Here is a 25837-nt window from a genome sequence, read left to right as displayed (position 1 = left end):
CTGGCCGTAGTCTCGGCGCTTCTATTGCGACGCTTATGATCGGCGAAACCATCGATGAAAGCGCCCCTCTCCCCGTCGCTATACGGGGAGAGGATGCCGGCAGGCAGGTGAGGGGCGGCGCCAGCGCTCGCAAGAAATTCAGGCTTTGCCAATCTTTGCCGCCTTGTCTTTATCGAACCACCACAGCGTCTCGACCGGAAAGTCGTAATCCGGCTTTTGAGCGGGAAAGCCGAACATGTCCCAGAAGGCTGCCCGGTGATTCGCCAGATGATATGTTGGAATCCAGTCTAGCCGCGCGCGCAAGACCCGATCGAGCGCGTTGAGCGCGGTGACGAGTTCGATCCGGCTCTGCGCCTTGCCGGCTGCCTCGATCAGCGCGTCGATGGCTTTGCTTTCCGTACCCGGATAGTTGCGCATCCCCGGCGTTTTCGCCATCCGGGAAGCATAGAGGATCTCCAAACCATCGGCGGTTGGCGTCGCTCCGATCGACCATGCGAGCATGTTGAAGTCGAAGTCGAAATTGCTCTGCCGCGCTTCAAACTGCGCCGAATCGACCTGCCGGACCGAAGCGTCGATGCCGATCGCCTTCATATTCTCGGACCACGGAAGGAAGATGCGAACGAGGCCATCGTCCTCGGCCAGCATTTCCACCCGCAGCCGGTCGCCCTTGTCATTGACGACGAAATTGCCCGTTCGCTTCCAGCCGGCTTCGGCAAGCAGTCTCGAAGCCTCGCGCAGCAGCTTGCGGTCGTGGCCCGAACCGTCGGAGAGGGGTTGCATCACCGGATCGCCGAAGGTCTCCGGCGGCAACTCGGCTCGAAACGGCTCCAGCAGTTTCAATTCCTGGGGTGAGGGCAGGCCCTTGGCCTTGTAGTCCGACCGCTCGAAGTTCGATTGCGAACGCTCGTAGGAGTCGAAAAACAGAACCCGCCTGGTCCATTCGAAGTCGAAGCAATAGGCGATTGCCTGTCTCACGCGAATGTCGCGGAACTGCGGACGGCGCTGATTGAGTGCGACAGCCTGCATGGATGGCGTTTTCTCGCCGGGAAATTCGCGTTTGACGACCCTGCCATCCTTCAGCGCTGGAAAGTCGTAGCCGGTCGCCCATACCCGCGCAGTGAACTCCTCGCGAAAATGCGTATCCCCTTTCTTGAACGCTTCAAACGCTGCCTGGCGATCAAGGTAGAAATCGATACGGATGCGGTCGAAATTATTAAGCCCGCGGTTCACGGCCAGATCGCGGCCCCAATAATCGGCGACGCGTTCATATTCGATGGTCTGCCCGGCCACCACCCGCCCCATTCGGTACGGCCCGGAACCGAGCGGTGGGGTCATCGTCGAGGCGTCGAAATCATTGGCCGTGTAGAAGGCTTTGGACACGATCGGCATTACGACGATCGCGAGGATATTCTGCGCCGACTGTTGGCCGTTGAAGGTAAGGCTGACTGTAAGCGGATCGATTGCGACCGCATCCGTCATGTGCCGCAGCGCTTGGGAAAGGTTCGGATGTCCCCGATCTTTGTAGAGGTTCAAGGCGAAGGCAACGTCCTCGGCGGTCAGCGGCGAGCCGTCATGGAAACGCGCTTGTGGCCGCAGGCTGAAGCGGAAGCCGTTGCGGTCCTGCGACAAGGTAACGGATTCGGCAAGCTGGCCGTAGACCGCATCCGGCTCATCGACTGCCCTTGCCATCAGCGAATCGAAACAGAGTTCGGTGCGCGGCGGCGAATCCCCTTTCAACACCAGCGAGTTCAGCGTGTTGAAAGTCAGGAAGCTCTGATTGAGGGTGGAGTTCGGCGGGGCGAAATTCATCCGGCCGCCCTTGGGAGCGTCCGGATTGACATAGTCGAAATGCGCGAAATCCGGAGGATATTTGAGATCGCCGAAGGCCGACAGGCCGTGCAGTTTCACGCCGGTCGGGATCGTGGCGAAAGCCCGGCCGGGCAGCAGCGCCGCGGCCGCGGCGGCACCGCCCAGGGCGAGGAAGTCGCGACGGGGCAGCACCGCCATCAATTGCCACTCTTGTATTTGGCCGCCAGCGCCTTTTCCTTGACCGGATCGATCCACCAGGAATTCTGGTCGACGCCGCTATAGGCGGGCTGCTTCTCCGGCATACCGAACTTGTTCCAGTAGGCGAGCCAGACCACGGCACGGTAATATTGCGGCACGACATAGTAGTTCCACAGCAGCACCCGGTCGAGCGCATGGGTGGCGGCAACCAGATCGTCGCGGTCGGTGGCAAAGATGATGCGGTCGACCAGCGCATCGACGACCGGATTCTTGATGCCGGCGTAATTGCGCGATCCCGGCGAATCGGCGGCCTTGGAACTCCAGAAATCGCGCTGTTCATTGCCAGGAGAGTCCGACTGCCCGAGTATCGAAGTGACCACGTCAAAGTCGAAGTGAGTGACTCGGTTGATATACTGGGTTTGGTCGATCAGGCGCAGCGTTGCGTCGACGCCGATCTTGCGCAGATTGGCGATGTAGGGGCTGGCGATGACCTGGTCGGTGTCGTTCCAGCCGAGGATTTCGAACTTGCATGGCTCGCCGGTCTTGGCGTTGACCATCTTGCCGCCCTTGATGATCCAGCCTGCCTTGGCGAACAGATCGACCGCGGTTTTCAGGTATTTGCGCTCAGCCTGCGGGTTGTCGTAGACCGGCAGCTTGAATTCCTGGGTAAAGACTTCAGGCGGCAGCTTGTCACGGTACTGCTCGAGGATTTCGAGTTCCTTGCCTTGCGGCAGGCCGCTCGACGCCAGTTCGGTGCCCTGGAAATAGCTGCTGGTGCGGGTGTTGGAACCGAAGAACAGGGTCCGGTTCATCGTCTCGAAATCGAACGGATACATCAGCGCGGCGCGCACCAGGCGATCCCTAAACAGCGGGCGCCTGGTGTTGAGCATGAAGGCCTGCATCGGTTCGGGCGACGCGGTCTTGAATTCCTTCTTGATGACGTCGCCGGCCTTGACCGCCGGGAAGTCATAGGCCGTGTTCCAGCGCCTCGAACTGTTCTCCGGCTTGATGTCGTCCAGCCCGCCCTTGGTGAAGGCCTGCCAGGCGGCATTGTCGTCGAGAAAATAGGTGAAACGCTGCCTGTCGAAATTCTCACGGCCAATTTTCACCGGCAGCTTGGCCGCCCAGTAGTCCGGCACGCGCTGCCAGATGATTTCGGACCCCGGCTTGAAGCTGGCGATCTTGTAGGCGGCCGAGCCGAGCGGCGGCTCCTGCGTCGGCTTTGTGACGTCGCGCTTCCTGCCGTTGGCGTCGGTACCTTCCCACCAGTGCTTCGGCAGCACGACGAGACCGCCGAGAATCTGAGGTAACTCCCGATTGCCCTTCTGGTTGAAATGGAACTCCACCTCGCGATCGGAGATCGCAACCGCGTCGGTGACGTTCTCGAAATAACGGCTGTACATCGGGCTGTTGGCCTTCAGCACCTGGAACGACCAGATCACATCGTCGGTCGTTATCGGCTGGCCGTCATGCCATTTCGCCCGCGGATCGAGCCTGTAGGTCGCCGAGGAATAGTCGGCCGGGTATTTGTAGGCATCGGCGATCAGCGGATGGTTGACGCTGCCCTCGTCGGTCGCCTGCTCCATCAGCGTGTCGTGGAGCAGGCCGCCGCCGAACTGCGCGAAGCCGGCGGCCGGCGAACCCTGCACGACATAGGGGTTGAAGCTGTCGAACGTGCCGAGCACCACTGAGTTCACTGTGCCGCCCTTCGGCGCATCCGGAGTGACGTAGTCGTAGTGCTGGAAATTGTCGCCATATTTGGATTCGCCGATCAGCGACGAGGTCGTGCGCCATTCGTCCGCAAAGGCCGCCTGCAGGCCGCCGGCAAAGGCAGCCAGCATCAGCACCGATTTCAGAAGCGTCCGCGCTCGGCCAACCGTCATGCGTTCTCCTCTTCGCGATATAGCGCCGTCACCATAGCGTCTGGGCCCAATCTAGATCATTTGGCGGCGCTGAAAACCGCAACCGAGGGGCTTTGTCGTCGCATATGCATTTTTCCTAACGAAAAAGCCGGGCTGAACCCGGCTTTTTCAAGGATAATGTCATTACAGTTTTGTTATTTTGCGGGTGCCGCCGGGGCGGCTGGCGCCGCGCCTTCTGCCGGCTTGGCAGGGGCTGCACCTTCGGCCGGCTTGGCGGGCGCGTTTTCGGCCGAGGCGCCGGGCGCCGGCAGCGGCTTCGGATTGTCCGACAGCGTGCGCAGATAGGCGATGACGTTGGCGCGGTCCTCATCCTTCGGCAGGCCGGCGAAGCCCATCGCGGTGCCCTTCACGAACTTCTTCGGCGAGGTGATGAAGTGGTTGAGATTGTCGTAGGTCCACTTCTCGCTGCCGCCCTTGGAGAACTCCTTCATGCCGGCCGAATAGGCAAAGCCCTCATGCTCGGCGACCGGACGGTCGACGATGTCCCAGAGATCGGGCCCAACCTTGTTGGGGCCACCCTTTTCGCCGGAGTGGCAAGCCTGGCATTTCTTGAAGATGGCGGCGCCCGCTTCGGCGTTGGCGGTGGTCAGCAGCTCGGCGATCGGCTTCACGGCCGCGGCGGGAACGGCCGGGCCGCCTTCGGCGGGCTCGGTCGCCTCGATGGCGAAGCCGGGCTTTTCCGGCGCCGGCGAGGCAAACAGCGCGTCGGACACGATGCCAACGGAAAAGACGATGAACACCGTGCCGAGAAAGCCGGCGAGCAGCTTGTTGACTTCGTTGGAATCCATACGCCCCAGGCTCCCTTTTCCGGCGGACCGATCCGTCCACTCCGTCCGTCGGTATCGTGAACCACCCTGCGAGGCGGTCAAATCGCGCGGAAACTAGGTCTTTTGCTCCGGCGTTGCAACACCTATAAGGGCGCTGCCAGTGAGACCTTTTGCCACTTTTGTCCCCCTCTTTTTCGAGCCCCTGCCCGCCTCATGTCCACGCTCATCCTGATCCCGGCCCGCATGGCCTCGACCCGCCTGCCGGGCAAGCCGCTGGCCGACATTGCCGGCACTCCGATGATCGTCCACGTCGCTCGCCGTGCTGCCGATGCCGGGCTCGGCCGGGTCGTCGTCGCCACCGACACGCAGGGCGTTGCGGGGGCGGTGCGCGCGCATGGTTTCGAGGCGGTGATGACGCGGGCGGACCACGAAACCGGTTCCGACCGCATCTTCGAAGCGCTGACCATTCTCGACCCTGGCAACAGCGTCGAGACCATCGTTAATGTGCAGGGCGATCTGCCGACCATCGACCCCCTTGTTATCGGCGCCGCGCTGAAGCCTTTCGAGAACGCAGCGGTGGATATCGCCACGCTCTGCGTCGAGATCGTACGCGACGAGGAAAAGACCAATCCGAACGTCGTCAAGCTGGTCGGCTCGCCACTCTCGACGACGCGGCTCAGGGCGCTCTATTTCACCCGCGCCACCGCCCCTTGGGGCGAAGGCCCGCTCTACCATCATATCGGCCTCTATGCCTATCGCCGCGCCGCGCTCGAACGCTTCGTTGCGCTGAGGCCGTCGCCGCTGGAGCGCCGCGAGCGGCTGGAGCAGTTGCGGGCGCTTGAGGCCGGCATGCGCATCGATGCGGAGATCGTGCAGTCGGTGCCGCTTGGCGTCGACACGCCGGACGATCTCGAACGCGCCAGGGCGCTCCTTTCCGACTAAGAAATTCCCTCAATTCCCGAGACTCCGCGCATGCCTGAAAAGACCAACAAAATATCCTTCCAGGGCGAGCCGGGCGCCAATTCCGACACCGCCTGCCGCAACATGTTCCCGTCAATGGAGCCGTTGCCGTGCCCGACCTTCGAGGACGCCTTCAACGCCGTCGAGACCGGCAAGGCCGATCTGGCGATGATCCCGATCGAGAACACCATTGCCGGCCGCGTCGCCGACATCCATCATCTCTTGCCGGAATCGAAGCTGCACATCATCGGCGAATACTTTCTGCCGATCCACTTCCAGCTGATGGTGCTGCCCGGCGTCAGGCGCGACGAGATCAGGACCGTGCACAGCCACATCCACGCGCTCGGCCAATGCCGCAAATACATCCGCAAGAACGGCTGGAAGGCGACGGTGGCCGGCGACACCGCGGGCGCCGCCAAGATGGTCGCCGCGATGAAGGACCGCACCATGGCGGCGCTGGCGCCGGCGCTGGCCTCAACGCTCTACGGGCTCGACATCATCGAGGAGAATGTCGAGGACACCGACAGCAACGTCACCCGCTTCGTCGTGCTGACCAAGAACAAGCAATGGGCTGAACGTCCCTCGGCCGACGCCAGGATGATGACGACCTTCATCTTCCGCGTCCGCAATGTGCCGGCGGCGCTCTACAAGGCGATGGGCGGCTTCGCCACCAACGGCATCAACATGACCAAGCTGGAAAGCTACCAGCTCGGCGCGTTTACAGCGACGCTGTTCTACGCCGATATCGAGGGTCATCCCGACGATCCGCTGGTGAAGCTGGCACTCGACGAGTTGCGCTTTTTCTCGCGCGAAATGCGCATCCTCGGCGTCTATCCCGGCAGCGCCTCGCGCGAGCAGTGGAAGGTGGCGGATTAAGATCCGGTCAGGTCAGGCCGAGCTTGTTCCGTTTGGCCGGCTTGCCGCATTCGCGCCGGCTGATCGACCGGTTCATGGCGTCGATCTTGCCGCTTGCCTGGTCGGCGTCGCGTTTGGCTTTTGAGCGCATATCCGGCGTGAACGGGCCAAAGCCCGTCGCCGGGTTGGAGAACGACGGCTTGGCGTCCACCGGCAGATGATATTGCTGCGCCAGGCCGTTTCGTTGCGCCAGCAATTGATCGCAAGGCACCTTGTCAAATAGCAGCGAGGACTGGACGTTTTCGTCCTGCCGTTCGGACATCGAATTGCCGACGCAGCCGGCCATCGCCAGGCAAGATGCCAAGACCGTCATGTTCCAGCGCATGAACGTGCTCCTTGTCTTTCGCAGCTGCGGCTTCTCATGCGCAGCGGCAGAAGTCTTAGCCAGATTTTACGCTGCCGGAAAGCGAGCTTGCCACTACGGCCAGCCCTTCGACCGGTTGGCGGCGATCCTGCCGGATGATCGTTGCCTGCAGCGACAGGATCGAAAAGCCGTCGGCATCCAGAACCCGCTCTACATAGCCTTGCGAATGCGCGTAGCGGCGCGACGGCTGCAAGGCGAAGCCGGCGCTGTCAGACGATTCTCCGCTCGGGAGCGTCTCGACGGAGAACGCAAACAGACCGCCGCCGGCAAGCATTCCGGCAATCTTGTTCACCACCCTGTCGAGCGCGCCGGCATAGATGAACACATCGGCCGCCGTCACCAGATCGGCTTTCGGGCCAGAATAGCAAAAGTCCTGCAGGTCCGTCTTGACGAGCAGATCGTAGACGCCTTTGGCGCGCGCCTGCCTCAGCATGCCGGCCGAGATGTCGTAACCCTCCAGCCGGTCGGCGATCGGCCGCAGCCTCTGGCCCATGAGGCCGGTACCGCAGCCGAGATCGAGCGCCAGCGAAAACCGGCCCGGCCGTGCTGCCCGGATGGCGCGGTCGAGGCATTCGGGCAGACGGTAGCCGAGCCTGTCGACCAGTTCACCCTCGAAACTCCCGGCATAGTGGTCGTACAGCGTCTCGACGAAGGCGCTGGGCGGCGCCTGGGCCGCCGCCGCCCTGCCGATCAATTGCAGCTTGAGCACCGCGCCGAGCCTGTCCGCCGGGTCCAGCCGCAGCGCCGTCGTCCAGGCCTGCGCGGCACGATCGCGCGCGCCCGCCGCTTCCTGCATCTCGCCGAGGCGGAACCAGCCGGCTGGCCATTGCGGCGCCAGTTCGAGCGCGCCGAGCAGCAATTCCGCCGCTGCCGTATGATCGCCGGATGCATAAAGCATTTCGGCATAGTCGGCGCGGCGGTCGGCGGTCAAATCGCCGGACGAGGTCTGGAGCGGTTTCATGCGATCGGGTTCCGCCGGGTGTTTGCAGCCGGCTTGCGCTCTATGCTGGAGTCAGCAGTGACTTACAACAGGCTTCCCGCGCCGGAATTAGCGCCTATCTTGGGGCCATGCGCGCCAGCGACCTGCTTCATCCCCGGCCGGAAGGGCTGTATTGCCCGCCCGGCGATTTCTTCATCGACCCGGTGCGGCCGGTCAACCGGGCGCTGATCACACATGGCCATTCCGACCATGCCCGCTCCGGCCACCGCTCGGTGATGGCGACGCAGCAGACGCTCGACATCATGGGGCTGCGCTACGGCGACAGTTTTGCCGGAACGACGCAAGCCGCCGTGCTCGGCGAGACGATTGCGCTCGACGGCGTCACCGTCAGCTTTCACCCGGCCGGCCATGTGCTGGGCTCGGCCCAGATCAAGGTCGCGCACCAGGGCACGTGCATCGTCGCGTCCGGCGACTATAAACGCCAGAAGGACGCGACCTGCGAGCCGTTCGAGCCGCTCAAATGCGATGTCTTCATCACCGAGGCGACGTTCGGCCTGCCGGTGTTTCGGCATCCGCCCGATTCCGAAGAGATCGCCCGGCTGCTGAAATCGACCGAACAGTTTCCCGAGAGAACGCATCTGGTCGGCGCTTATGCGCTGGGCAAGGCGCAGCGCGTCATGCGGCTGCTGCGCGATGCCGGCTACGAAAAGCCGATCTACATCCACGGCGCGCTGGCCAAGCTCAGCGAATATTACCAGAGCCAGGGCATCGATCTCGGCACATTGGAACCGGCGACCGTCGAGACCGGCCAAAAAAGCGACTTTGCCGGCGCCATCGTCGTCGGCCCGCCATCCGCCTTCGCCGATCGCTGGGCGCGGCGTTTTCCCGATCCGATGTCGTGCTTCGCCTCAGGCTGGATGCGCATCCGCCAGCGCGCCAAGCAGGGCGGCGTCGAGCTGCCGCTGATCATCTCCGATCACTCCGACTGGGACGAGCTGACGGCGACGATCAAGGAGACCGGCGCCGAAGAAATCTGGGTAACGCATGGCCGCGAGGAGGCTCTGGTGCGCTGGTGCGAACTCGAAGGCATTGCCGCCAGGCCGCTGCATCTCGTCGGCTACGAGGACGAGGGCGATTGATGGTGTTTTTGGATCCAGCAATCGCCGGTACGGCGCTCTGCGGCAAGCCTTTCTCATTGGCGTCGCCCCTTCCATGAACCGCTTCGCCGAGCTTCTCGACCGGCTGGTGCTGACGCCGTCGCGCAACGGCAAGCTGACGCTGTTGACCGACTATTTCCGCAGCGTCGAGGATCCGGACCGCGGGCTGGCGCTGGCGGCCATTACCGGCGATCTGTCCATCGCCGCGGTCAAGCCGGCGATGCTGCGCACACTGGTGATCGAGCGCATGGATCCGGTGCTGTTCGGCTATTCCTACGACTATGTCGGCGACCTGGCCGAGACCGTGTCGCTGGTCTGGCCGCAAGCGCCGGTCGACGTTGCGAACCACGAGCCGACGCTGGCCGAGGTGGTGGCCAAGCTGCAGGCGGCGAGCCGTTCCGACGGGCCGCAGGTGCTGGCCCGGCTGCTCGACAGCGCCAGCACGTCGGCGCGCTTCGCCATCATAAAGCTGGTCACCGGCGGCCTGCGCATCGGCGTCTCGGCGCGGCTGGCCAAGCAGGCACTGGCCGATTTCGGCAAGGTCGATATCGCCGAGATCGAGGAACTCTGGCACGGGCTGACGCCGCCCTATATCGGGCTGTTCGCCTGGCTGGAGGGTAAAGCGGAAAAGCCCAGGAAAACGGCGCTGGCGCTGTTCAGGCCGGTGATGCTGTCGAATGCCGTCGGCGACGGCGACCTCGAAAGGCTCGACCCGGCCGACTACGCGGCCGAATGGAAATGGGACGGCATCCGCGTCCAGGCGGCTTGCGAAGGCGGCATTCGCCGGCTCTATTCGCGCACCGGTGACGACGTCTCCGGCGCCTTTCCGGATCTTGCCGAGGCGATGGATTTTTCAGGCGCCCTCGACGGCGAGCTTCTGGTCGGAGACCCCAGGCAGGCGACGGGCACGTTCTCGGACCTGCAGCAACGGCTGAACCGCAAGAGCGTGTCGCCCAAGATCCAGCAGCAATACCCCGCCTTCATGCGGTGCTACGATGCGCTGCAGATTGGTGACGAGGATTTGCGCGGACTTCCCTTCCGCGAACGGCGCGGCCGGCTCGAGGCCTTCGTCAGGACGCTCGATCCGAGCCGCTTCGATCTGTCGCCGCTGGTCGAATTCACCAACTGGCAGGCACTCGAGGAATTGCGCCGCAAGCCGCTGCATCCGGTCATCGAAGGCGTCATGCTGAAGCGCTGGGATTCGCCGTATGTGGCCGGTCGGCCGAAGGGCCCGTGGTTCAAATGGAAGCGCGATCCGCACACGGTCGACGCCGTGCTGATGTACGCCCAGCGCGGCCACGGCAAACGCTCGAGCTTCTATTCCGACTACACATTCGGCGTCTGGTCCGGGCCGGAAGGATCGGAGGAGCTAGTCCCGGTGGGAAAAGCCTATTTCGGCTTCACCGACGAGGAACTGAGGCAGATCGACAAATATGTCCGCGACAATACGATCGAGCGCTTTGGCCCGGTCCGCTCGGTGCGTGCCGACCGCAGGAACGGGCTGGTGCTTGAGGTAGCATTCGAAGGGCTCAACCGCTCGACGCGGCACAAATCCGGCGTCGCCATGCGCTTTCCGCGCATTTCGCGGCTGCGCTGGGACAAGCCGGCGGCCGAAGCCGACCGCATCGAGACGCTGCAGGCGCTGCTCGATAGTTAATGCATGTCGCGCAAAAAAGAGTGCAGCGGTTTTGCGGTAACGACATGCATCAAAACAAGAACCTGAAGCGCGTCGCATGAGGCCGGAACGCGACGTGCTTTAGGGAACGACAGAAACGCGGATCTCGTAGATGTCGACCGACTTGCCCTGCTTGTCGAAGTCGGAATTAATGGCGATGGTGCCGGCAGCGCCCGGACGCTTGTTGGGAAAGCGCACGTCGAACAGATATTCATTGCGCTCGCGACCGACGGCATAGCGCTTGCGGCCGCAGTCGCCGAGTTCGCCGAAATTGCAATCGACGGAAATCTGCGTCTCCTGGCCCTCCTCGGAGCGCGCGATGATGTCGAATGTGGCATGCTTGCCGGCCAGTTTTTCCAGCACGCCTTGTCCGACGTCGAAGCTGATGGCCGAGCCGGATGCCCCCGAGCGGATGCGCAGGAAGGAACCGCTTTCGTCCTGGATGACGTCGGCCTTGGTGTCCGACGGTGCATTGACCTGCGTCGGGTCACCCGGCGAAAAGACGTTGATCCAGTCGTGCGCCTGGTCCGCCTCGCCCTGCTTCGGCGGCGAAGCGGTGTCGTCCGGCGTGAAATCATCGCCGTCGACCGTTGGCGGCGCTTCCGGCGGCGCCGTGTCGAGCTCGGTCGCCGATTTGAAGACGCCGGTCTGGTTGGCGAAATAAAGGCCGATGCCGGCGGCTGCGAGCAGCGTCACACCGAAGAAGATCGCGGTCAAGGGCAGGCGCCGCCGCCTCGCCCGCCGGTCGTCGCGGTCGGGCGTCACTTCCGCGTCGTCGGTTTCGGCGTCGGCTTCGGTCGGAACCGAGGCCCCCATGTCGATCACCGGCGCCTCGGCAACAGGCGCATCGGGCATGATGTCGGGAACGACCGGCAGGACGCGCGACCGCGGCGCATCGGATTCGGGCGGCTGCGCCGGACCGTCAACGACGACATCGGGCGACGGCGCGGCTTCAGCTTCGGCCGGGGGCTCCACCTCCGGTGCTGCCTCCAAACTGTCGGTCGGCGCGGCGACGTCGGCAACCGCCGGCAGGAATTCCGATTCGATTTCGGTGATCTTCGCCTGGACCGCCTTGCGCCGCTTGATGGCGACTTCCACGGTGACGTTTGGATTGGCCTGCAGGGCACGGTCGAGTGCCGCGAAAGCCGATCGATAGACCCGCTCGCGAAACGCCCGGTCGTCGGCATTGCCTTTCTCGAAGGCATTGCGGATCGCTTTTTCGATCGCGTCCAAGCGAATTCCCTCTGCAATTTCACTCACATTGCCATGATCGTTAGCCGCAGGCGACCAATCAATCAACAAGCGAGCGGCCGCATTCTGCCTTGCCGAGGGGCACAAAGCTCATTTCGGCGGTTTTCGGTAAAGGAATCAACATTTTTCGCTGATTTTCCCGCCACCGCCAACGTGGCGGACGGGACGGCCTGCCGATACGGCATCACGCGGCCAATGGTAGATCCGCGCGGCGGCTGCCCTTGCGCCCGGCCGGAGGCGGCACGAATTGCCTCGTCCTGAAATCGCGACTGCCATCTTGAATTCGCGGCCGGTTGCGTCTATCACGCAGCCCATCTTGGAAGCTCGGCTTCCCGGGCCGCTTTAGCTCAGTTGGTAGAGCACATCATTCGTAATGATGGGGTCAGGTGTTCGAGTCACCTAAGCGGCACCAAACGGCCTATCCCGCGCGCCTGCTTCAACCAGCGCTCAGCCGAGTGGAAAAGCTGACGCCGCCGAGACGAGGGCGAGCATTGCCAGCACGATCCCCGCCGCCCGACAGATGACGCGATGATGCCGCACCGCGGCAGCGCGCACGAGCGGACGCGAAAGCGCGACGGCCAGGAATCCGTACCAGCCTATGTCGATGATGGCGACGATGGCCGCGACCATCAGCATCTCGTTCGAGGTCCGGATCGGCAGCATCAGCCCCATGAAGGCGACGGCGAAGAAAGTGGCGGTTTCAGGCGAGAGAATGCTGATGAGAAACCCTCCGGCAAACAATCCGGCCTGCCGAGGCGCTTCGCCGATGGCCGGCGGCGCCGTTCTGGCGATGCGCAGGGCCATCCAGCCAAGGACGGCCGCACCGGCGATCTTGACCGCCGGCACCGACAGCGACCCGGAAAGATGAACGGCGCCAAACGCCACCAGGACCGCCAGCACGGCGGTACCGGCGCCGATCCCGGCCACCAGCGGGATCGTCCTGCCAAAGCCGTGCAAGGAGGCAAGGCTGCCGGTCGCGAGGCCAATAGGGCCTGGCGTGATCATGATCACCGTATATGCCGCCAGGAATTGCAGCATCGCCGTCGACAGAATAAGCGAACTTGACATGCCAGTCTCCCGTTTGCTGCGCCGGTTACAGATTAGAGAAGAATCACCGTCGCGCTCCCACTCCCTGTTTCTCACCATGCGACGCGAAAATGCTTAGATGTTTTCAGATTTACTTTCCAAATAGAAGAATATCCCCGCGTGCCCAAAGCAGGTAACAGACGAGAAGCGTCGCAGGGATTGCGATAGCCTGGATCTGATCGGTGCGAGCGTCAGCAATGACGCGGGCGACTTCGGTCGCGGTGACGATAATTGCCGGAAAGCGGCTGAGCAGTACCGAAAGGCGGAAGAGCTCCGGCATTTTGAGGCCGAAGAGCACCGCGCCATGCGCGCCGAGCCTGAAGGCGCTGCCGAACTTGCCCACGGCATGGAGCAACCCCGATGTCACGACCAGGATTGGATTGCCGACGAGCAGCAGACTTGACCCGAGCACCAATGACCCGGTGCCGGACAGAAAATCTGCGCGCTGTATTACCGACGGGTCGAGATGTCCGTTGCTGAGGGCGCGATGATACTCCTCGCCGCTGCGCAAGAAGATGGCGCTCGCCACCAGCAGCGCCAGTGAGTTCCAGCCGCCGGCGAGGTCGTGGCCGAACATTAGAGGCGCGGCGAAAGTGCTGCTCGCCTCGGTTAGCGCCAACCGAATCTGCATGAACATGGCCATGCCGAGGCCCAGCACATTACCGGCAATATAACAGCCTCCGGGTCCTGAAAGCCGCACCGCGACCGCTTGTGCCAATCGTTGTCCTGGCCAGCGCCGCTGGGCATCCGCTTTTTCGCTTGCCGACATCGCCCCTGCTCCTGGTACGATCCGCCCCAGCGACGGACGCCGGCGGCGGCCCCCGTTCCGCCGCCGTTGCCCGCCTTCTCCCCCGGATCGTGAAGGCGTCGTGGTGTTGGGAGGTCCATCCACGCTGCGAGCAGAAGCCTACGCGGAGCGGCGGGCGTGCAAATCGGTACCGCCACCCATTTTTAGGCGGTCGATTTCCCAGTTTTCGCGGAAATTTTGCTGTGGGAACTACCCAGAGCCTGTTCCATCTCGACAGAATCGGCTGGGATCATGATCCAGTCTGGTGCGGTTCCAGCGGATGGGTGCCCGTCAACAGCCACGGCTCGCCTCGCAGGCGCAGGAGGATTTCCATGCGGTTTGCGGCATTGAGCTTGCCGAGCAGCGAGGAGACGTGATGCTCGATCGTGCGGGGCGAGCGCGACAGATGTCGCGCGACCTCCTTGTTGCTGATGCCCTGGGCGATCAGGGCGAGCACCTTCTGCTCGTGCCGTGTCAGGCCGAGTGGATGGCGGCGAGCTGCCGCATAGGGTCCGCGCTGCACCTTCGGCAGCAGGCCTGACAGGCCCTGACGCTGCGCAAGCTTGCGCGCGAGCGCCCCGGCCGCGGGCGCGTCGATCTGGTCGAGCATCGCCACGGCGCGAGCGAGCGCCGCCCCCGCATCCGCCCCACGAACCTGCATGAGGGAAAGCGCTGCCTCATAGGGCAGCGACAAACGCGTCCACTCCGCCGCGGCGGTCTGCGGATCGCCGAGAAGCTCGGCGGACCAGGGCGAGGGAATCGGCGCCGATTGCGCCGGCAGCGACCCGGGCATTCCGCATCGACGCCACCAGACCGACAATTCGCCAAGGTCCCGGGGGCGGAAATTGTCGAGGTTCATAGCCGCCAGCTCGGTAAGCTGCGCGTGGCTGGCGCCGACATCCTCGGCAAGCCAGGCCGCCTCCGCCAGCGCCAGGCGAACCGGGACGATACGCTGCGGCTCGCCGGTCGTCTGGCCCTCCACAAGCGCGCGCTGCAAAAGGTCGACGCCGTCGGTCTCGCCCAGCCTTACGCGGACCGTGCCAAGCACGGTGAGCGCCGGCAAGTGCATCACCATCGGCAGGCGTTCCACATTCATGACGCCCTGAGCGACGGTTGCGGCCTCGCGAAACCGGCCCTGTTCCATGCAAAGCTGCGCCTGCCGGCCGAGCAGGTATTGCGCCGCCGAATCGAGGTCGTGCCTGGTGCAGAATGCGATGCCTTCGGCCAGCAGCCGCTCCGCCAGCTCGAAGTCCTTGGCCACCACCGCGCATTCCGCAAAGTTCGTATAGGCCCGCGCCGCATGGTCGTGGAGCCCGTGCTCGAGCGCCAGGGCAAGGCTTTCCTCCAGCCGCTCAACGCCGCCGGGGCGGTTGGCAAACATGAGCGCGGTTCCGACATTGTTGAGGGCGTGAACACGCGTCTCGACCTCGCCCAGCCGATCGGCCAGACTGATCGCGCGCTCGCCCCATTCGATCGCCTCATCGAAACGATAGTGCAGCATGTGGAGCTGCGAGCGCGTGCTGTAGGCCATTGCCACCTCGGGACCGGGCGGCAGGCTTTCCACCTCACGCACGGCCTGGTCCGCATATTCCTCCGCCTGCGGGCCTTCGCCGCGCCGCCAGTGCAGCCGCGACAGCCAGCGTAGATTAAGGCCTACCTTGTCGATCCGGCCCAGCTGCCGCCAGATAGCGATGGCGCGATGCCGGGCCTCGATGATGGCGTCATAGACAAGCAGCGCCAACCCGGCCTCGTATGCCCAGTCCTCATGGAGCTGCGCGGCCAGCTCCGGCGGGGCCTGGTCGACATATCTGAGTGCGGTCGCCAGATGCGAGGCCGCCTCCCGATGCGCCCCCAGGCGCGCGGCTTGGCTGGCGGCGAGCGGCGCAAGTTCGAGCACGCGTTCGCCATTGTCGGCGCCGCCGGCGTGGTGCACGCGGCGCGAAAGCAGAGCGCTTGCCTGCGAGGCCGGAACTTCCGAGAGTGCCGCTTCGACCTTCGCATGGAGCGAGCGTTGCACAGAGGGGGAGAGCCGGTCGAGCGTCGCTTCCCTGGCAAGCTCGTGACGAAATGTCAGCGCGCCCTGGTCGTCCCGCCGCAGCAATCCGCGCACGACACATCGATCGACGAGCACTTCGGCCTCGGCCCCGAGAAGGGCCCGGATCAGCCACGGCTCAACGCTGCCCGGCATGATGCTCATGACCTCCAGGACGTCGCGCTCTCCCGGCGTCAGGCGCGACAGGCGCGACCACACCGCGTCGCGTATGGAATCGGGCACACGCGCCGATTCGGTCTCGCTGCTGGACAGGAGCTCGGTAACGAAGAAGGGATTGCCCTCGGTAATGCGATAAAGCCCATCGGCGGAGCGGCCGGCCTGTTCGGCCAGCATTGTCACCGCCTGGGGAGACAGCGGTCTAAGCGTCACGCGGCGTACCGAGGCGGCGGGAAGATCGCCGAGCACGTGGGTCAGCGGGTGATCGGCGTTCAAATCCTCTCTGCGCATGCTCAGCACCAGCATGGTGCGGAGCAGGGAGACGCGGCGCCCGAGATATCTTACGAGGTCGAGCGTCGCATTGTCCGCCCAATGCATGTCCTCGAAGATGAGCACGGTCGTGCCCTTGGCGCGCTGCAGCGCATTCAGCAATGCCGGGAAAAGCCGCTCCGGCGCAGCGGTCTCCTCAAGCAGCGCCGCCACGCGCGGGTCGAGCAAGTGCGCCATGTCCTGGAGAGGGCCCAATGGGCGCGGCGTGAAGAGCGCCTCGCACCAGCCCCACAGCACCCGGCAGTCCCGGTCGGCGTTTTCCGCGAATTCGCGCAGCAGAGAGGTCTTGCCCAGGCCCGCCTCGCCGTGCACCAGCACGGTCCCGCCATGTCCGGCAGCAGCTCTCTCGGCCGCGGCCAACAAAGCTCCAAGTGGGTCCTCTCGCTCAAGCAGCATCAAGCCCGCGCCTCCAGAATATTGAAGGTACAACAGCAGGCAATGAGTGCAACACAGTCGTTTCACATGGCCGGGGATGTTTGGCAAATAGCCGCTCGGAACCGGGCGTCATTTGTCCTGGAGCAGATATGTTTGCTGCTGCCGTAGGCACGAAGGCCACAGAACAGGCAGACCGCCACGGCTGCAAGCCGTCGGCAGGCCTGGCGAAGCGGACAGGATAGCCTTCACTTCCTTGGTGACAGTGGCGAAAGAAACGCGTTCCATAGATCCAGCCCCAAGCCCATCTCATCGTCGGCTGTTCCGGCCTGACGTTCAACAGGGGGAGAAAATCATGGAAGAGGAAGACGACATCCTGAGCGACCTGAGCTATGTCGCCGAAAATTTCGACGATGTGGGAAAGGAAACGATCATTCTGGTGCTGGAAGCCGCGATCGCCGAGATCATCGGCCTCAGAATCACCGTGCAGACTGCCGCGTCGAAGGCGAAATGGGCGCCAGACTGAGTTGCAGCCGGGGTTGAACGAGCGCCTCAGCTCACCGGATTGTCGCCCAGCGACGCCACAGTCTTCAGCGCGCCGTCGAGCATGTCGCCCTTTTCGTCCTTCAGCGCCGCTTCGCGCAGGCGCCGGATCCAGTCTGCGGCGTCCGGGCGGCCCTTGAGCTGGTCGAGCGCCGACAGCACCCGGTCGAATTTCGACTGGGCGCGGGCGTGGGTGTCGCTGTAACCCTTGATCAGCCGGCGGCAGTTGAGGATCTCCGTACCAAGCGCGTAGTCCTGGCCGACTTGGCCCAGCGCCAGCGCATACCAGCGCTCGAGATGCGCGGTCTCGGCCTTGTGGCGCAGCAGGCGGCGGCGCCAGCGGCGCAGGCCGGCGATGAACCACAAAGCGGCAAAGCCGGCGAAACTGTCGGTGCGGATGCGGCGGCCGCGATTGATGCGGCGGTCGAGAAAGGCGGCGAGCTTCGGCCGGTCCTCGATGTAGCTGCCGAGCCCGGCCGGCAGCGTGCCGCAGAATTCCTCGATGCGCGGATGGAAATATTCGGTCACCTGCAGGACCGAGCCGTCCCTGACGCCGACCTCGCGGCGTACGCGTCGGTCGCGGCTAGAGCGCGTCTTCAGGTCGGCGACGCGGATCATGTCGTCGTAGCACATGGCGTTGGCCAGATGCTTGGCGGCGGCGATCGACAGCGCGTAGGCGTGTTCGACATCGTCCAGAGCGACGGCCTTGTCGAGCCTATCGAGATACTCGCCGCCATAAGCAACGTCCTGATAGTCAACCACTTTTTTCAGGCCGCGAAGCGCCATGTCGCGGACCGGAGCCGGCAAAGCATCGACCCGGGCGGCCAGCGATTGCCAGCCTTTTAACAGGCTTTCCGGACCGCTGACTTTTGTCGTCGCGGCTAAGCCGGTTTCGGCGGCCGCCGGCCCTGCAGTCTTGTCGCCCGAAGGCGCACTCGCGATGCCGCGCGCCCGATCGTAGGCGGCGCCGAAGGCGGCTAGGCTGGCCTTGACACCACGGCCGCCGGCACTGACCGCCTGCTCATAGCTTTCGCGACTGAACGGCAAGGCGTCGGAGCCGGCCAGCGCGCCGAGCAGGCTGGCCGAGATCATCGAGCCATTGTCGGCGGCGATCTTCTCCATGTCGAAGGCAATGAAGCGCTTGGCCGCGGCTTCCGCCGTGGCATGCACCTTGGAGGACGAGGCGCGGCCGTCGCCGGGCTCGATCTTCTCCGAGACCGCGGCGATGCGGTGCGACGAGGCGATCAGCGTGGTGCGCTCGGGCGTGACGAAGCCGCGGATGATGGCGCGGCCGGCCTCCATCAGTTCGGCGGCAATCAGGATGTCGACGTCGCCCTGCGACGGCGACAGCGCGAAGACCGGCAGGCGGCCGGTGTCGCGGCACATTTCGACATAATAGATGGTGGCGCCGGTGCGCTGGGCAACGCCGGCAACGGAGGTCGATTGCGCGACGTAGCCGTTGCGCTCGGCGACGTCGGTGATCCAGTCGGCCAGCACGCCACCGCCCTGGCCGCCGACCGCCAGCACGGCAAGCTTGATGACGCGCTCGTCTTCGGGGGCGCCGGCTTTCGAGCGCGATGAGGGCACGGCGTCAAGCATCGGCGAATGTCAGGCGCCGGTTTTCACGGCGCCGCTGCAAGAGACCGATCATGGCGCGACGCGCGGCTTCAAGGAAACGGTCCCAGCGGCTCGGATTGTGGACGACATCGGCGCGGTAGAAGGACGGGCAGAGCACCGCCGCATCGGCGACCTCGCCGCAATTGCCGCAACCGACGCAGCTTTGGTCGATATGCGCCACCGGATCGTCGCGCAACGGATCGTCGAGCGACTTCACCGAAAGCGACGGACAGCCGGACAGCCGCATGCAGGCATGGTCGCCGGTGCAGATATCTTCGTCGACACCGAATTTCGGCTTGACTATGCGCGTCCCGCCCTTGATCGCCTTGTCGACCAGCGGCTTTTCGCGGCGCTGCCGGTTGAGCATGCATTCGGACGAGGCGACAATGACTTTCGGGCCCTTCTCGTCCGTCGTCAGCGCCTCGCGCAGCGTGTCTTGCATTCTGGTTACGTCGTAGGTGCGGTCGATGTGGCGCAGCCATTTGACGCCCATGCCCTTCACCGCCTCGGTGATCGGGTGCTTGGTCGACTTGGTCTTGTTGCCGGCGCGGGACGACAGGATGTCCTGCCCTCCGGTCGCGGCCGAATAGAAATTGTCGACGATGACGATGACGCCGTCATTCTTGTTGAACACGGCATTGCCGACCGAGGAGGTCAGGCCGTTGTGCCAGAAGCCGCCGTCGCCGACGAAGGAGATCGAGCGGCGCTTGGCATCGGGCGAATTGAACGCCGAAGCCGAGGCCGGCCCCAGCCCGTAGCCCATGGTAGTGGCACCTAGCTCGAAAGGCGGCATGATCGAGAACAGATGGCAGCCAATGTCGGAGGCGATGTGGTGCTTGCCCAGCTCCTGCTCGACCAGCTTGGTGGCGGCGAAGATCGGCCGCTCCGGGCAGCCGACGCAGAAGCCGGGCGGCCGGCCCGGGACGACGTTGATCAGGTCGGCGGTGTCGAGCCCGTCGCCGATCTTGTTCGGCGCGCGGACCTCGCTTGGCAGCAGATGCGGGATGGTGGCACGCAGGAACGATCCGATGCCGTCGAGCATCACCTGGCCGGTATATTCGCCGGCCATAGGCAGATGTTCCTTGCCGACGAGCCTGGTGCCGCGGCCGGCCTTGTGCAGCATCGCGGCAAAGGCCTGTTCGATGTAGTTGGGCTGGCCTTCCTCGACGACGAGAACGGCGTCCTTGCCTTCGCAGAAGGACAGGAATTCGTCATCGACCAGCGGGTAGACGGCGTTGAGCACATAGAGCGGTACGTCGGTGTCACCATAAGTGTCGGCGAGGCCGAGCCGCTGCAGCGCCCGAATGACCGAATTGTACATGCCGCCCTGCATGACGATGCCGACCGAGCCGTGCTCCGGGCCGAAAAACTCGTTGATCTTGTTGGCGCGGATGAAATCCACCGCCGCCGGCCAGCGTTTCTGCACCTTTTCCTTTTCGTGCAGGAAGGACGCCGGCGGCAGCACGATGCGGCCGGTGTCGCGGCGCGGCGCCTCGAGCGCATCGGCCACAGTCATCGCCGGGCGCTTGTTGTCCTTGGCGATGAAATGGCCGTGGACATGGCAGCAGCGAATACGGACCTGCAGCATGACCGGCGTGTTGGAAACCTCGGACAGCTCGAAGCCGTCCTCCACCGCCTTGACGATCGACGGCAGGTTCGGTCGCGGGTCGAGCAGCCAGACCTGGCTCTTCATGGCAAAGGCGTGGCTGCGCTCCTGCATGATCGAGGAGCCTTCGCCGTAATCCTCGCCGACGATGATCAATGCACCGCCGGTGACGCCGCCGGAAGCGAGATTGGCGAGCGCGTCGGAGGCGACATTGGTGCCGACCGTCGACTTGAAGGTCGCCGCGCCGCGGATAGGATAATGCACCGATGCGGCAAGCATGGCGGTGGCGGTCGCTTCCGAGGCGCTCGCCTCGAAATGCACGCCGAGCTCGCCCAGGATATCCTGCCCGTCGGCCAGCACGTCCATCAAATGGCTGATCGGCGCGCCCTGATAGCCGCCGACATAGCCGACGCCGCATTGCAGCAGCGCCTTGGTGATGGCGAGAATGCCTTCGCCGGAAAACTCCTCGCCGGCGCCGAGCCTGAGCTTTTCGACTTCCTTGGCAAAAGACCGTTCGGCCATTTTGGGCTCCTTCCGTTACCGCCCCGATGGCGGCGCGTAAGATCAGATGTCGTGCTTGCGAATGTTCTTCAGCATCTTCTGCAATGTCGCGATCAGCGCCGCGTATTCGGCATCGTCGACATCGTCGAACATTGCCTCGAAAGCGTCGTGCATGGCCGGCCAGGCGCGCGCGAACTCGGCGCGGCCATCGTCGGTCAGGAACACATGGCGGATACGGCTGTCGGTGACCCCCTGCTCGCGCCGCACAAACCCTTGCCCCTCCAGCGTGTCGAGCGTGCGGCTCAAGGTCGACTGCTCGATGACGGTATAGACCGAGAGATCGTTGACGGTGACGCCATCGGTGACCGACAACACGGCCAGCGTACGCACCTGCGGAATGGTCAGGCCCTGCTTGCGGAAATTGTCACGCAAGGTGGCGTTGTAGCGGCCCATGATGCGGTTCATCAGATAGGGCGCGAATTGCTGCAGGCCGATCTGGCCCAAAGTCGAGATGCGCTGGCGCTTTTCAACCTTCTGTTCCATCACAGCCTCCCCGCCAGGAGAAAGCCGGAGCCGCCGCCCAAGCCAGCACCCGGATGGGTCGAGGCACCGATGTGGTAGAGACCCCTGACCCCGGTGGCGTGATTGCGGCTCGTCTTGAACGGCCGCCACAGAAACGACTGGTCGATAGCCGAGGAACCGCCATAGGGGTCGCCGCCGACCAGATTGATGTTCATCGCTTCCAGGTCGGCCGGCGAACAGGCGCGGCGTGCGATGACGCTGTCCTTGAACCCATCGATATGGCTGGCAAGGATCGCTTCGGCGCGGTCGGCATAGGCTTCGCGCAGCGCCTCGGTCCAGCGACCGTCTGCCGGTGTTTGCAGTTTGCCGGCGGCATCGCCCTTGATATGCCGTGGCGCCTCGGGCAGTTGCAGCCACAGGACCGCCTTGCCGTCCGGGCAGCGCGATGGGTCTAGCGCGTGCGGCTGGCCGATGCACATGGTCGGCACCTCCGGCAGCATGCCGCGCACGGCTTCGTTGCAGGCCTTCGAGACGCCGTCGAGCCCCGGCGTCAGATGCAGCAGCGCGACCTTGTCCAGGCCCTCGCCGCGCCATGCCGGCGGCTTGTCCAAGGCATAGTGGATCTGGAAATTGCCCTTGCCGTAGCGGTATTTTTGCGCTGCCTCGACGTCTGCTTTCGGCGCCGCGTCGCCGAGCAGCCGCTCGTAGAGCTGGGTCGGCGTGACCGAGCAGATGACGCTCTTGTTCACGTTGATCGTTTCGCCCGAAGCCAGCCGCACGCCGGCGGCGCGGCCTCCGCTTTGGACAATAGCCGCGACGTCGGCGCCGGTGCGGATTTCGCCGCCACGTTCCCTGATCAGGGCCTCGAAGGCGGCCAGCAGATTCCTGGCACCGCCCTTGACGATCGGCGCGCCGGCCGCCTCAAGCGCGAAGGCGATGACCTTGGCGATCTGGCCGGAGAACGCGTCCTCAGGCCCGAGGCCGGCATGCAGCACCCAGGGCGCCCACAGCGCGCGCATCGTTTCCGACTGGTAGGTGCTTTCCAGCCAACCGCGCGCCGGCACCAGCGCGCTGCCGAGAAAGGCGGCAAGGCCACGCGGGCCGCGCCGCCAGGCTTCACCCGCCAGCAGCCTGGCCGTCGGGTAGGACCACAGGCTGCCACCGAGCAGTCCGAACAGCAGACCGGCGTTGCGCTCGATCTCGCCGACATCGTTTGCGTGCCGGTCGCCGTCGCCCGCGGCAAGCGCATTGATCGCCGCTACATTGGCGGTACGATCGGTGCGCAGGACGGCATGGCTGCCGTCCGGGCGCAGCACACCGGTCGGCGTGGAGGTGTTGCAAAACTCCAGGCCGTGCCGCGCCAGATCCTTGCCCAGCGCCGCATAGGCCGGCGAGGTGATGAACAGGACAAAGGTCGTCGCCATCACGTCGTGGATGAAGCCGGGCGCGGTGATTTCTTCGGTGCGCATGCAGCCGCCGATGCGGTCGTTGCGCTCGAGCACCAGCACCTTCGCCCCCTTGCCGCCAAGCATCGCCGAGCAGACCAGCGCGTTGATGCCGCTGCCGACGACGATGTGATCGGGAGCGCTCATCGATGCGTGCTCCTAGCAGAGATTGGCGCTCTACGGCGCCGTAGAGCCGCAGCTTTGCAAGGCTGCCGCTCCCACTCCGTCACCACAGTGCCACTTCCGCACATGATCTTCTCCCGAAGACCGCAGCTACCCTATTGCCTTGGCACCAACGCCAACGCGCGGATCGGGCTGCCGGTGCCGTGCTCGATCTTGAGCGGCGCCGCGATCAGGATCGCGCCTTTCGGCGGCAGCCGGTCGAGGTTGCAAAGGCTGGCGAGACCGTAGCGGTTAGCCTTGTGCATCAGGCTATGCGCCGGGAACGGCGGCTCCATTCCCCCTGCTTTTCCAGCATCCGTGCCGATCGTCTCGCTGCCCCAGCCCTTGATGTCCTTGCTAATCAGATACTGGATGGCTTCGGCGGTCGGGCCAGGCGTGTGCGGTCCGGTCTCATTGGCGTTGAGGAACTCGGCTTCCGAGCCGTTGCGCTTATACCAGTCGGTGCGCATCACCACCCACTCGCCGAGGTTGATAGCGCCATGTTCGGCTTCCCATGCCTTGATGTGATCGACGGTGAGCAGGAAATCGTGATCGGCTGCCGCTTGCTTGGAACAGTCGATGACGTTGACGGGTCCGACGAAGTTCTGCGCCGGAATGGTGTCGGTGGCGCCGTCCGGATAATCCTTGCCGGTGATCCAGTGGTTGGGCGCGTCGAAATGCGTGCCCGAATGCTCCCCGAGCTTGAGCCAGTTCCACGCCCACCACGGACCGTTCTTGTCATAGGCGGAGATGGCGTGGATCTCGATCTTCGGCGTGTCGACCGCCAGTTCCGGCGGCAGCTTGATCAGCGGTGTGTCGGGCCCGAGCGGCGCCGTCAGGTCGACCACCTGAATGGCGCCTGAAAGCAGCTGGCCGGCGACTTCGCCTAAAAGTTGTTGTGTGTCCATGGTCTCTGTTCCCTCTTTCTCGATGGTGCTGAAGGCTCTCGCGGCCCTTAATATCCTACTAGACGAAAACATATGCATCTGCAATTATCTTTAAGCATAAAGGAAATGGGACGGGGCGTGAGCGAGTTCGACGCCATATTTGTCGGGGCAGGCCACAACAGTCTGGCATGCGCCGCGCATCTGGCGCTCAAAGGCTGGAAAACCGCAGTTTTCGAGCGTAATGCAACGATCGGCGGCGCCGTTCAGACGCGCGAATTGACGCTTCCGGGCTTCCGGCACGATTTCGGCGCGATGAATCTCAGCCTGTTCGCCGGCTCGGCCTTTCACAAGAAATATGCAAATGAATTGAAAACCCACGGGCTGGAATTCGTGCCGGTGGCCGACTGTTTTGCCAGCGCCTTCCCCGACGGTCGCTGGTTCGGCGTCAGCAGCGACCTGGAAGTGACCGCCTCGCGCATGGCCGCTTTTTCCGACGCCGACGCACAGACATGGCGCCGTCTGGTTGCGGCATTCCCGGCGGAGGCCGAGCATCTGTTCCGGCTGCTGGGCTCGCCGATGAGCGGCCGTGCGCTCGCCGGCACCGCCTGGAACCTCTGGCGCAAGAAGGGTTTTGCCGGCGCGCTCGATACAGGTCGGTTGCTGCTTTCGTCACCCCGCGCCTGGCTCGAGGATACTTTCGAGTCACCGCATGTCAGGGCGACGCTGGCCACCTGGGGCATGCATCTCGATTTCGCGCCTGACATCGCCGGCGGCGCGGTGTTCCCTTACCTCGAATCCATGGCCAACCAGTGCTTCGGCATGGTGCTCGGCAGAGGCGGCGCCGACACGATTATCCGCGCTTTGTCGGGCATGCTCACGGCCGCCGGCGGCAAGATCGTCACTGGGGCTGATGTCGCCGAGATCACGGTTTCGGCCGGCAAAGCGACCGGCGTGCGGCTCACTTCCGGCGAGACCCACACCGCCACCAAGGCCGTCATCGCCGGTGTAGCGCCCAAGGCGCTGACCGGGAAACTGTTGCCTAACGGATCCGGCGACACCGGCTTCGACACGGCCGTGAAAAAATTCCGCCACGCGCCGGGGACGTTGATGATCCATCTGGCGCTCGACGACCTGCCGGACTGGCGCGCCGGTGCCGAGCTTCGGCAGTTCGCCTATGTGCATCTGTCGCCGTCGCTCGATGCCATGTCCTGGACCTATCAGCAGGCGATGTCAGGGGTGCTGCCGGACGAACCGGTGCTGGTCGTCGGCCAGCCGACGGCCGTCGATCCCTCGCGCGCGCCGGACGGCAAGCACGTACTTTGGGTGCAGGTGCGCATGCTGCCAGCCGAGATTGCAGGCGATGCGGCGGGCACGATCGCGGTGGCTCACTGGGACGAGGCTAGGGAGCACTACGCCGAGCGCGTCCTCGACATTATCGAGCGCTATGCGCCCGGCCTTCGTCGGAAGATCCTCGGCCGCGCCGTGTTCTCGCCCATCGACCTCGAACGCGAGAACCCGAACCTTGTCGGCGGCGACCAGATCTGCGGCAGCCATCATCTGGCGCAGAATTTCCTGTTCCGGCCGGCGCGCGGTTACGCTGGCTGGAACACGCCGGTCGGCAATCTGCACCTGACCGGGGCGGCAACATGGCCCGGCGCCGGCACCGGGGCGGCGTCGGGCTTCATGCTCGCGCAACAACTTGGCGGGAGGTAGGCTCCATTTTTCATCTAGGGTGAAGGAGGACAAGGCGCGGTTGCCCAAGGAGCCTGAACCCACCGATTGACAACGACACCGCGCATAAAAGCAACAGGG

General features: G+C 64.3%; 20 protein-coding genes and 1 tRNA gene. 7 read left to right on the top strand and 14 right to left on the bottom strand.

The annotated features are described in order from the left end of the window. Nucleotides 1-138 precede the first annotated feature (138 nt). From NKI39_RS01425 to NKI39_RS01415, 3 genes are all read right to left on the bottom strand, one after another. Nucleotides 139-2007, bottom strand: a complete 1869-nt coding sequence (locus NKI39_RS01425) for an extracellular solute-binding protein (protein ID WP_352830419.1) — start codon at nt 2005-2007, stop codon at nt 139-141. Continuing rightward, nucleotides 2007-3890: an extracellular solute-binding protein gene (locus NKI39_RS01420; RefSeq protein WP_352830417.1), complete on the bottom strand. Its 1884-nt coding sequence runs from the start codon at nt 3888-3890 to the stop codon at nt 2007-2009. Before NKI39_RS01420 ends, NKI39_RS01425 begins: the two co-directional genes overlap by 1 nt. 173 nt (nt 3891-4063) lie before the next feature. After that, a complete protein-coding gene (locus NKI39_RS01415; RefSeq protein WP_352470035.1) occupies nt 4064-4717 on the bottom strand; it encodes a c-type cytochrome in 654 nt (217 codons plus the stop codon). A 192-nt stretch (nt 4718-4909) separates the two neighbouring features. On the opposite strand from NKI39_RS01415, the gene NKI39_RS01410 reads away from it, so the two are divergent. Both NKI39_RS01410 and NKI39_RS01405 read left to right on the top strand, forming a co-directional pair. After that, nucleotides 4910-5638, top strand: coding sequence for a 3-deoxy-manno-octulosonate cytidylyltransferase (locus NKI39_RS01410; RefSeq protein WP_352470034.1), 729 nt, complete (start codon nt 4910-4912; stop codon nt 5636-5638). 30 nt (nt 5639-5668) lie between these two features. Beyond that, on the top strand, nt 5669-6532 hold the full coding sequence (locus NKI39_RS01405) for a prephenate dehydratase (RefSeq protein WP_352830414.1): 864 nt from the start codon (nt 5669-5671) through the stop codon (nt 6530-6532). 7 nt (nt 6533-6539) lie between these two features. On the opposite strand, the gene NKI39_RS01400 is transcribed toward NKI39_RS01405, so the two are convergent. Both NKI39_RS01400 and NKI39_RS01395 read right to left on the bottom strand, forming a co-directional pair. Then, nucleotides 6540-6896, bottom strand: a complete 357-nt coding sequence (locus tag NKI39_RS01400) for a hypothetical protein (protein ID WP_352470032.1) — start codon at nt 6894-6896, stop codon at nt 6540-6542. 55 nt (nt 6897-6951) lie between these two features. Next, a complete protein-coding gene (locus NKI39_RS01395) occupies nt 6952-7896 on the bottom strand; it encodes a methyltransferase domain-containing protein (RefSeq protein ID WP_352813723.1) in 945 nt (314 codons plus the stop codon). Nucleotides 7897-8003: 107 nt separating this feature from the next. On the opposite strand from NKI39_RS01395, the gene NKI39_RS01390 reads away from it, so the two are divergent. Both NKI39_RS01390 and NKI39_RS01385 read left to right on the top strand, forming a co-directional pair. After that, nucleotides 8004-9014: a ligase-associated DNA damage response exonuclease gene (locus NKI39_RS01390; RefSeq protein WP_352470029.1), complete on the top strand. Its 1011-nt coding sequence runs from the start codon at nt 8004-8006 to the stop codon at nt 9012-9014. Nucleotides 9015-9087: 73 nt separating this feature from the next. After that, a complete protein-coding gene (locus tag NKI39_RS01385; RefSeq protein WP_352540485.1) occupies nt 9088-10689 on the top strand; it encodes a cisplatin damage response ATP-dependent DNA ligase in 1602 nt (533 codons plus the stop codon). Nucleotides 10690-10788: 99 nt separating this feature from the next. Here the strand turns inward: NKI39_RS01385 and NKI39_RS01380 are convergent, their stop codons facing one another. Further along, a complete protein-coding gene (locus tag NKI39_RS01380) occupies nt 10789-11940 on the bottom strand; it encodes a hypothetical protein (protein ID WP_352767107.1) in 1152 nt (383 codons plus the stop codon). Nucleotides 11941-12294: 354 nt separating this feature from the next. On the opposite strand from NKI39_RS01380, the gene NKI39_RS01375 reads away from it, so the two are divergent. Then, nucleotides 12295-12370: transfer RNA gene (locus NKI39_RS01375), tRNA-Thr, on the top strand. Between the two features lie 35 nt (nt 12371-12405). On the opposite strand, the gene NKI39_RS01370 is transcribed toward NKI39_RS01375, so the two are convergent. From NKI39_RS01370 to NKI39_RS01360, 3 genes are all read right to left on the bottom strand, one after another. Continuing rightward, complete coding sequence (locus NKI39_RS01370; protein ID WP_352767109.1) at nt 12406-13026, bottom strand: LysE family translocator; 621 nt, start codon at nt 13024-13026, stop codon at nt 12406-12408. Nucleotides 13027-13135: 109 nt separating this feature from the next. Further along, the gene (locus NKI39_RS01365; protein WP_352470024.1) at nt 13136-13762 is read right to left on the bottom strand and encodes a hypothetical protein; all 627 of its coding nucleotides are present in this window, start codon (nt 13760-13762) and stop codon (nt 13136-13138) included. A 319-nt stretch (nt 13763-14081) separates the two neighbouring features. Then, a complete protein-coding gene (locus tag NKI39_RS01360) occupies nt 14082-16766 on the bottom strand; it encodes an ATP-binding protein (RefSeq protein ID WP_352830410.1) in 2685 nt (894 codons plus the stop codon). A 331-nt stretch (nt 16767-17097) separates the two neighbouring features. Between NKI39_RS01360 and NKI39_RS01355 the strand changes: the two genes are divergently transcribed. Next, the gene (locus NKI39_RS01355; protein ID WP_352681299.1) at nt 17098-17268 is read left to right on the top strand and encodes a hypothetical protein; all 171 of its coding nucleotides are present in this window, start codon (nt 17098-17100) and stop codon (nt 17266-17268) included. A 26-nt stretch (nt 17269-17294) separates the two neighbouring features. On the opposite strand, the gene NKI39_RS01350 is transcribed toward NKI39_RS01355, so the two are convergent. From NKI39_RS01350 to NKI39_RS01330, 5 genes are all read right to left on the bottom strand, one after another. Further along, nucleotides 17295-18884 carry an indolepyruvate oxidoreductase subunit beta family protein gene (locus NKI39_RS01350; protein WP_352767116.1) on the bottom strand — a complete coding sequence of 530 codons (1590 nt, stop codon included), beginning with the start codon at nt 18882-18884 and terminating at the stop codon, nt 17295-17297. Then, nucleotides 18877-21030, bottom strand: a complete 2154-nt coding sequence (locus NKI39_RS01345; RefSeq protein WP_352830407.1) for a thiamine pyrophosphate-dependent enzyme — start codon at nt 21028-21030, stop codon at nt 18877-18879. Before NKI39_RS01345 ends, NKI39_RS01350 begins: the two co-directional genes overlap by 8 nt. Nucleotides 21031-21072: 42 nt before the next feature. Continuing rightward, nucleotides 21073-21552 carry a MarR family winged helix-turn-helix transcriptional regulator gene (locus NKI39_RS01340; RefSeq protein ID WP_352455076.1) on the bottom strand — a complete coding sequence of 160 codons (480 nt, stop codon included), beginning with the start codon at nt 21550-21552 and terminating at the stop codon, nt 21073-21075. After that, nucleotides 21552-23123, bottom strand: coding sequence for a phytoene desaturase family protein (locus NKI39_RS01335; protein ID WP_352813730.1), 1572 nt, complete (start codon nt 23121-23123; stop codon nt 21552-21554). The genes NKI39_RS01340 and NKI39_RS01335 overlap by 1 nt, the downstream gene beginning before the upstream one ends. Before the next feature lie 131 nt (nt 23124-23254). Beyond that, nucleotides 23255-24046, bottom strand: coding sequence for a cyclase family protein (locus tag NKI39_RS01330; protein ID WP_352830404.1), 792 nt, complete (start codon nt 24044-24046; stop codon nt 23255-23257). 117 nt (nt 24047-24163) lie between these two features. Between NKI39_RS01330 and NKI39_RS01325 the strand changes: the two genes are divergently transcribed. Then, nucleotides 24164-25738 carry a phytoene desaturase family protein gene (locus NKI39_RS01325; protein WP_352540479.1) on the top strand — a complete coding sequence of 525 codons (1575 nt, stop codon included), beginning with the start codon at nt 24164-24166 and terminating at the stop codon, nt 25736-25738. Nucleotides 25739-25837: the final 99 nt, after the last annotated feature.

The organism is Mesorhizobium sp. M0664 (assembly GCF_040320565.1).
GTDB lineage: Bacteria > Pseudomonadota > Alphaproteobacteria > Rhizobiales > Rhizobiaceae > Mesorhizobium.
This window is presented reverse-complemented; position numbering and strand designations above follow the sequence as displayed.

What these genes read in the sequence shown, in the direction of transcription:
- NKI39_RS01425 (WP_352830419.1), bottom strand. Translation starts at nt 2,007, where the DNA reads ATGGCGGTGCTGCCCCGTCGCGACTTCCTCGCCCTGGGCGGTGCCGCC.
- NKI39_RS01335 (WP_352813730.1), bottom strand. Translation starts at nt 23,123, where the DNA reads ATGAGCGCTCCCGATCACATCGTCGTCGGCAGCGGCATCAACGCGCTG.
- NKI39_RS01355 (WP_352681299.1), top strand. Translation starts at nt 17,098, where the DNA reads ATGGAAGAGGAAGACGACATCCTGAGCGACCTGAGCTATGTCGCCGAA.
- NKI39_RS01405 (WP_352830414.1), top strand. Translation starts at nt 5,669, where the DNA reads ATGCCTGAAAAGACCAACAAAATATCCTTCCAGGGCGAGCCGGGCGCC.
- NKI39_RS01345 (WP_352830407.1), bottom strand. Translation starts at nt 21,030, where the DNA reads ATGGCCGAACGGTCTTTTGCCAAGGAAGTCGAAAAGCTCAGGCTCGGC.
- NKI39_RS01395 (WP_352813723.1), bottom strand. Translation starts at nt 7,896, where the DNA reads ATGAAACCGCTCCAGACCTCGTCCGGCGATTTGACCGCCGACCGCCGC.
- NKI39_RS01420 (WP_352830417.1), bottom strand. Translation starts at nt 3,890, where the DNA reads ATGACGGTTGGCCGAGCGCGGACGCTTCTGAAATCGGTGCTGATGCTG.
- NKI39_RS01330 (WP_352830404.1), bottom strand. Translation starts at nt 24,046, where the DNA reads ATGGACACACAACAACTTTTAGGCGAAGTCGCCGGCCAGCTGCTTTCA.
- NKI39_RS01385 (WP_352540485.1), top strand. Translation starts at nt 9,088, where the DNA reads ATGAACCGCTTCGCCGAGCTTCTCGACCGGCTGGTGCTGACGCCGTCG.
- NKI39_RS01400 (WP_352470032.1), bottom strand. Translation starts at nt 6,896, where the DNA reads ATGCGCTGGAACATGACGGTCTTGGCATCTTGCCTGGCGATGGCCGGC.
- NKI39_RS01390 (WP_352470029.1), top strand. Translation starts at nt 8,004, where the DNA reads ATGCGCGCCAGCGACCTGCTTCATCCCCGGCCGGAAGGGCTGTATTGC.
- NKI39_RS01370 (WP_352767109.1), bottom strand. Translation starts at nt 13,026, where the DNA reads ATGTCAAGTTCGCTTATTCTGTCGACGGCGATGCTGCAATTCCTGGCG.
- NKI39_RS01350 (WP_352767116.1), bottom strand. Translation starts at nt 18,884, where the DNA reads ATGCTTGACGCCGTGCCCTCATCGCGCTCGAAAGCCGGCGCCCCCGAA.
- NKI39_RS01415 (WP_352470035.1), bottom strand. Translation starts at nt 4,717, where the DNA reads ATGGATTCCAACGAAGTCAACAAGCTGCTCGCCGGCTTTCTCGGCACG.
- NKI39_RS01410 (WP_352470034.1), top strand. Translation starts at nt 4,910, where the DNA reads ATGTCCACGCTCATCCTGATCCCGGCCCGCATGGCCTCGACCCGCCTG.
- NKI39_RS01340 (WP_352455076.1), bottom strand. Translation starts at nt 21,552, where the DNA reads ATGGAACAGAAGGTTGAAAAGCGCCAGCGCATCTCGACTTTGGGCCAG.
- NKI39_RS01360 (WP_352830410.1), bottom strand. Translation starts at nt 16,766, where the DNA reads ATGCTGCTTGAGCGAGAGGACCCACTTGGAGCTTTGTTGGCCGCGGCC.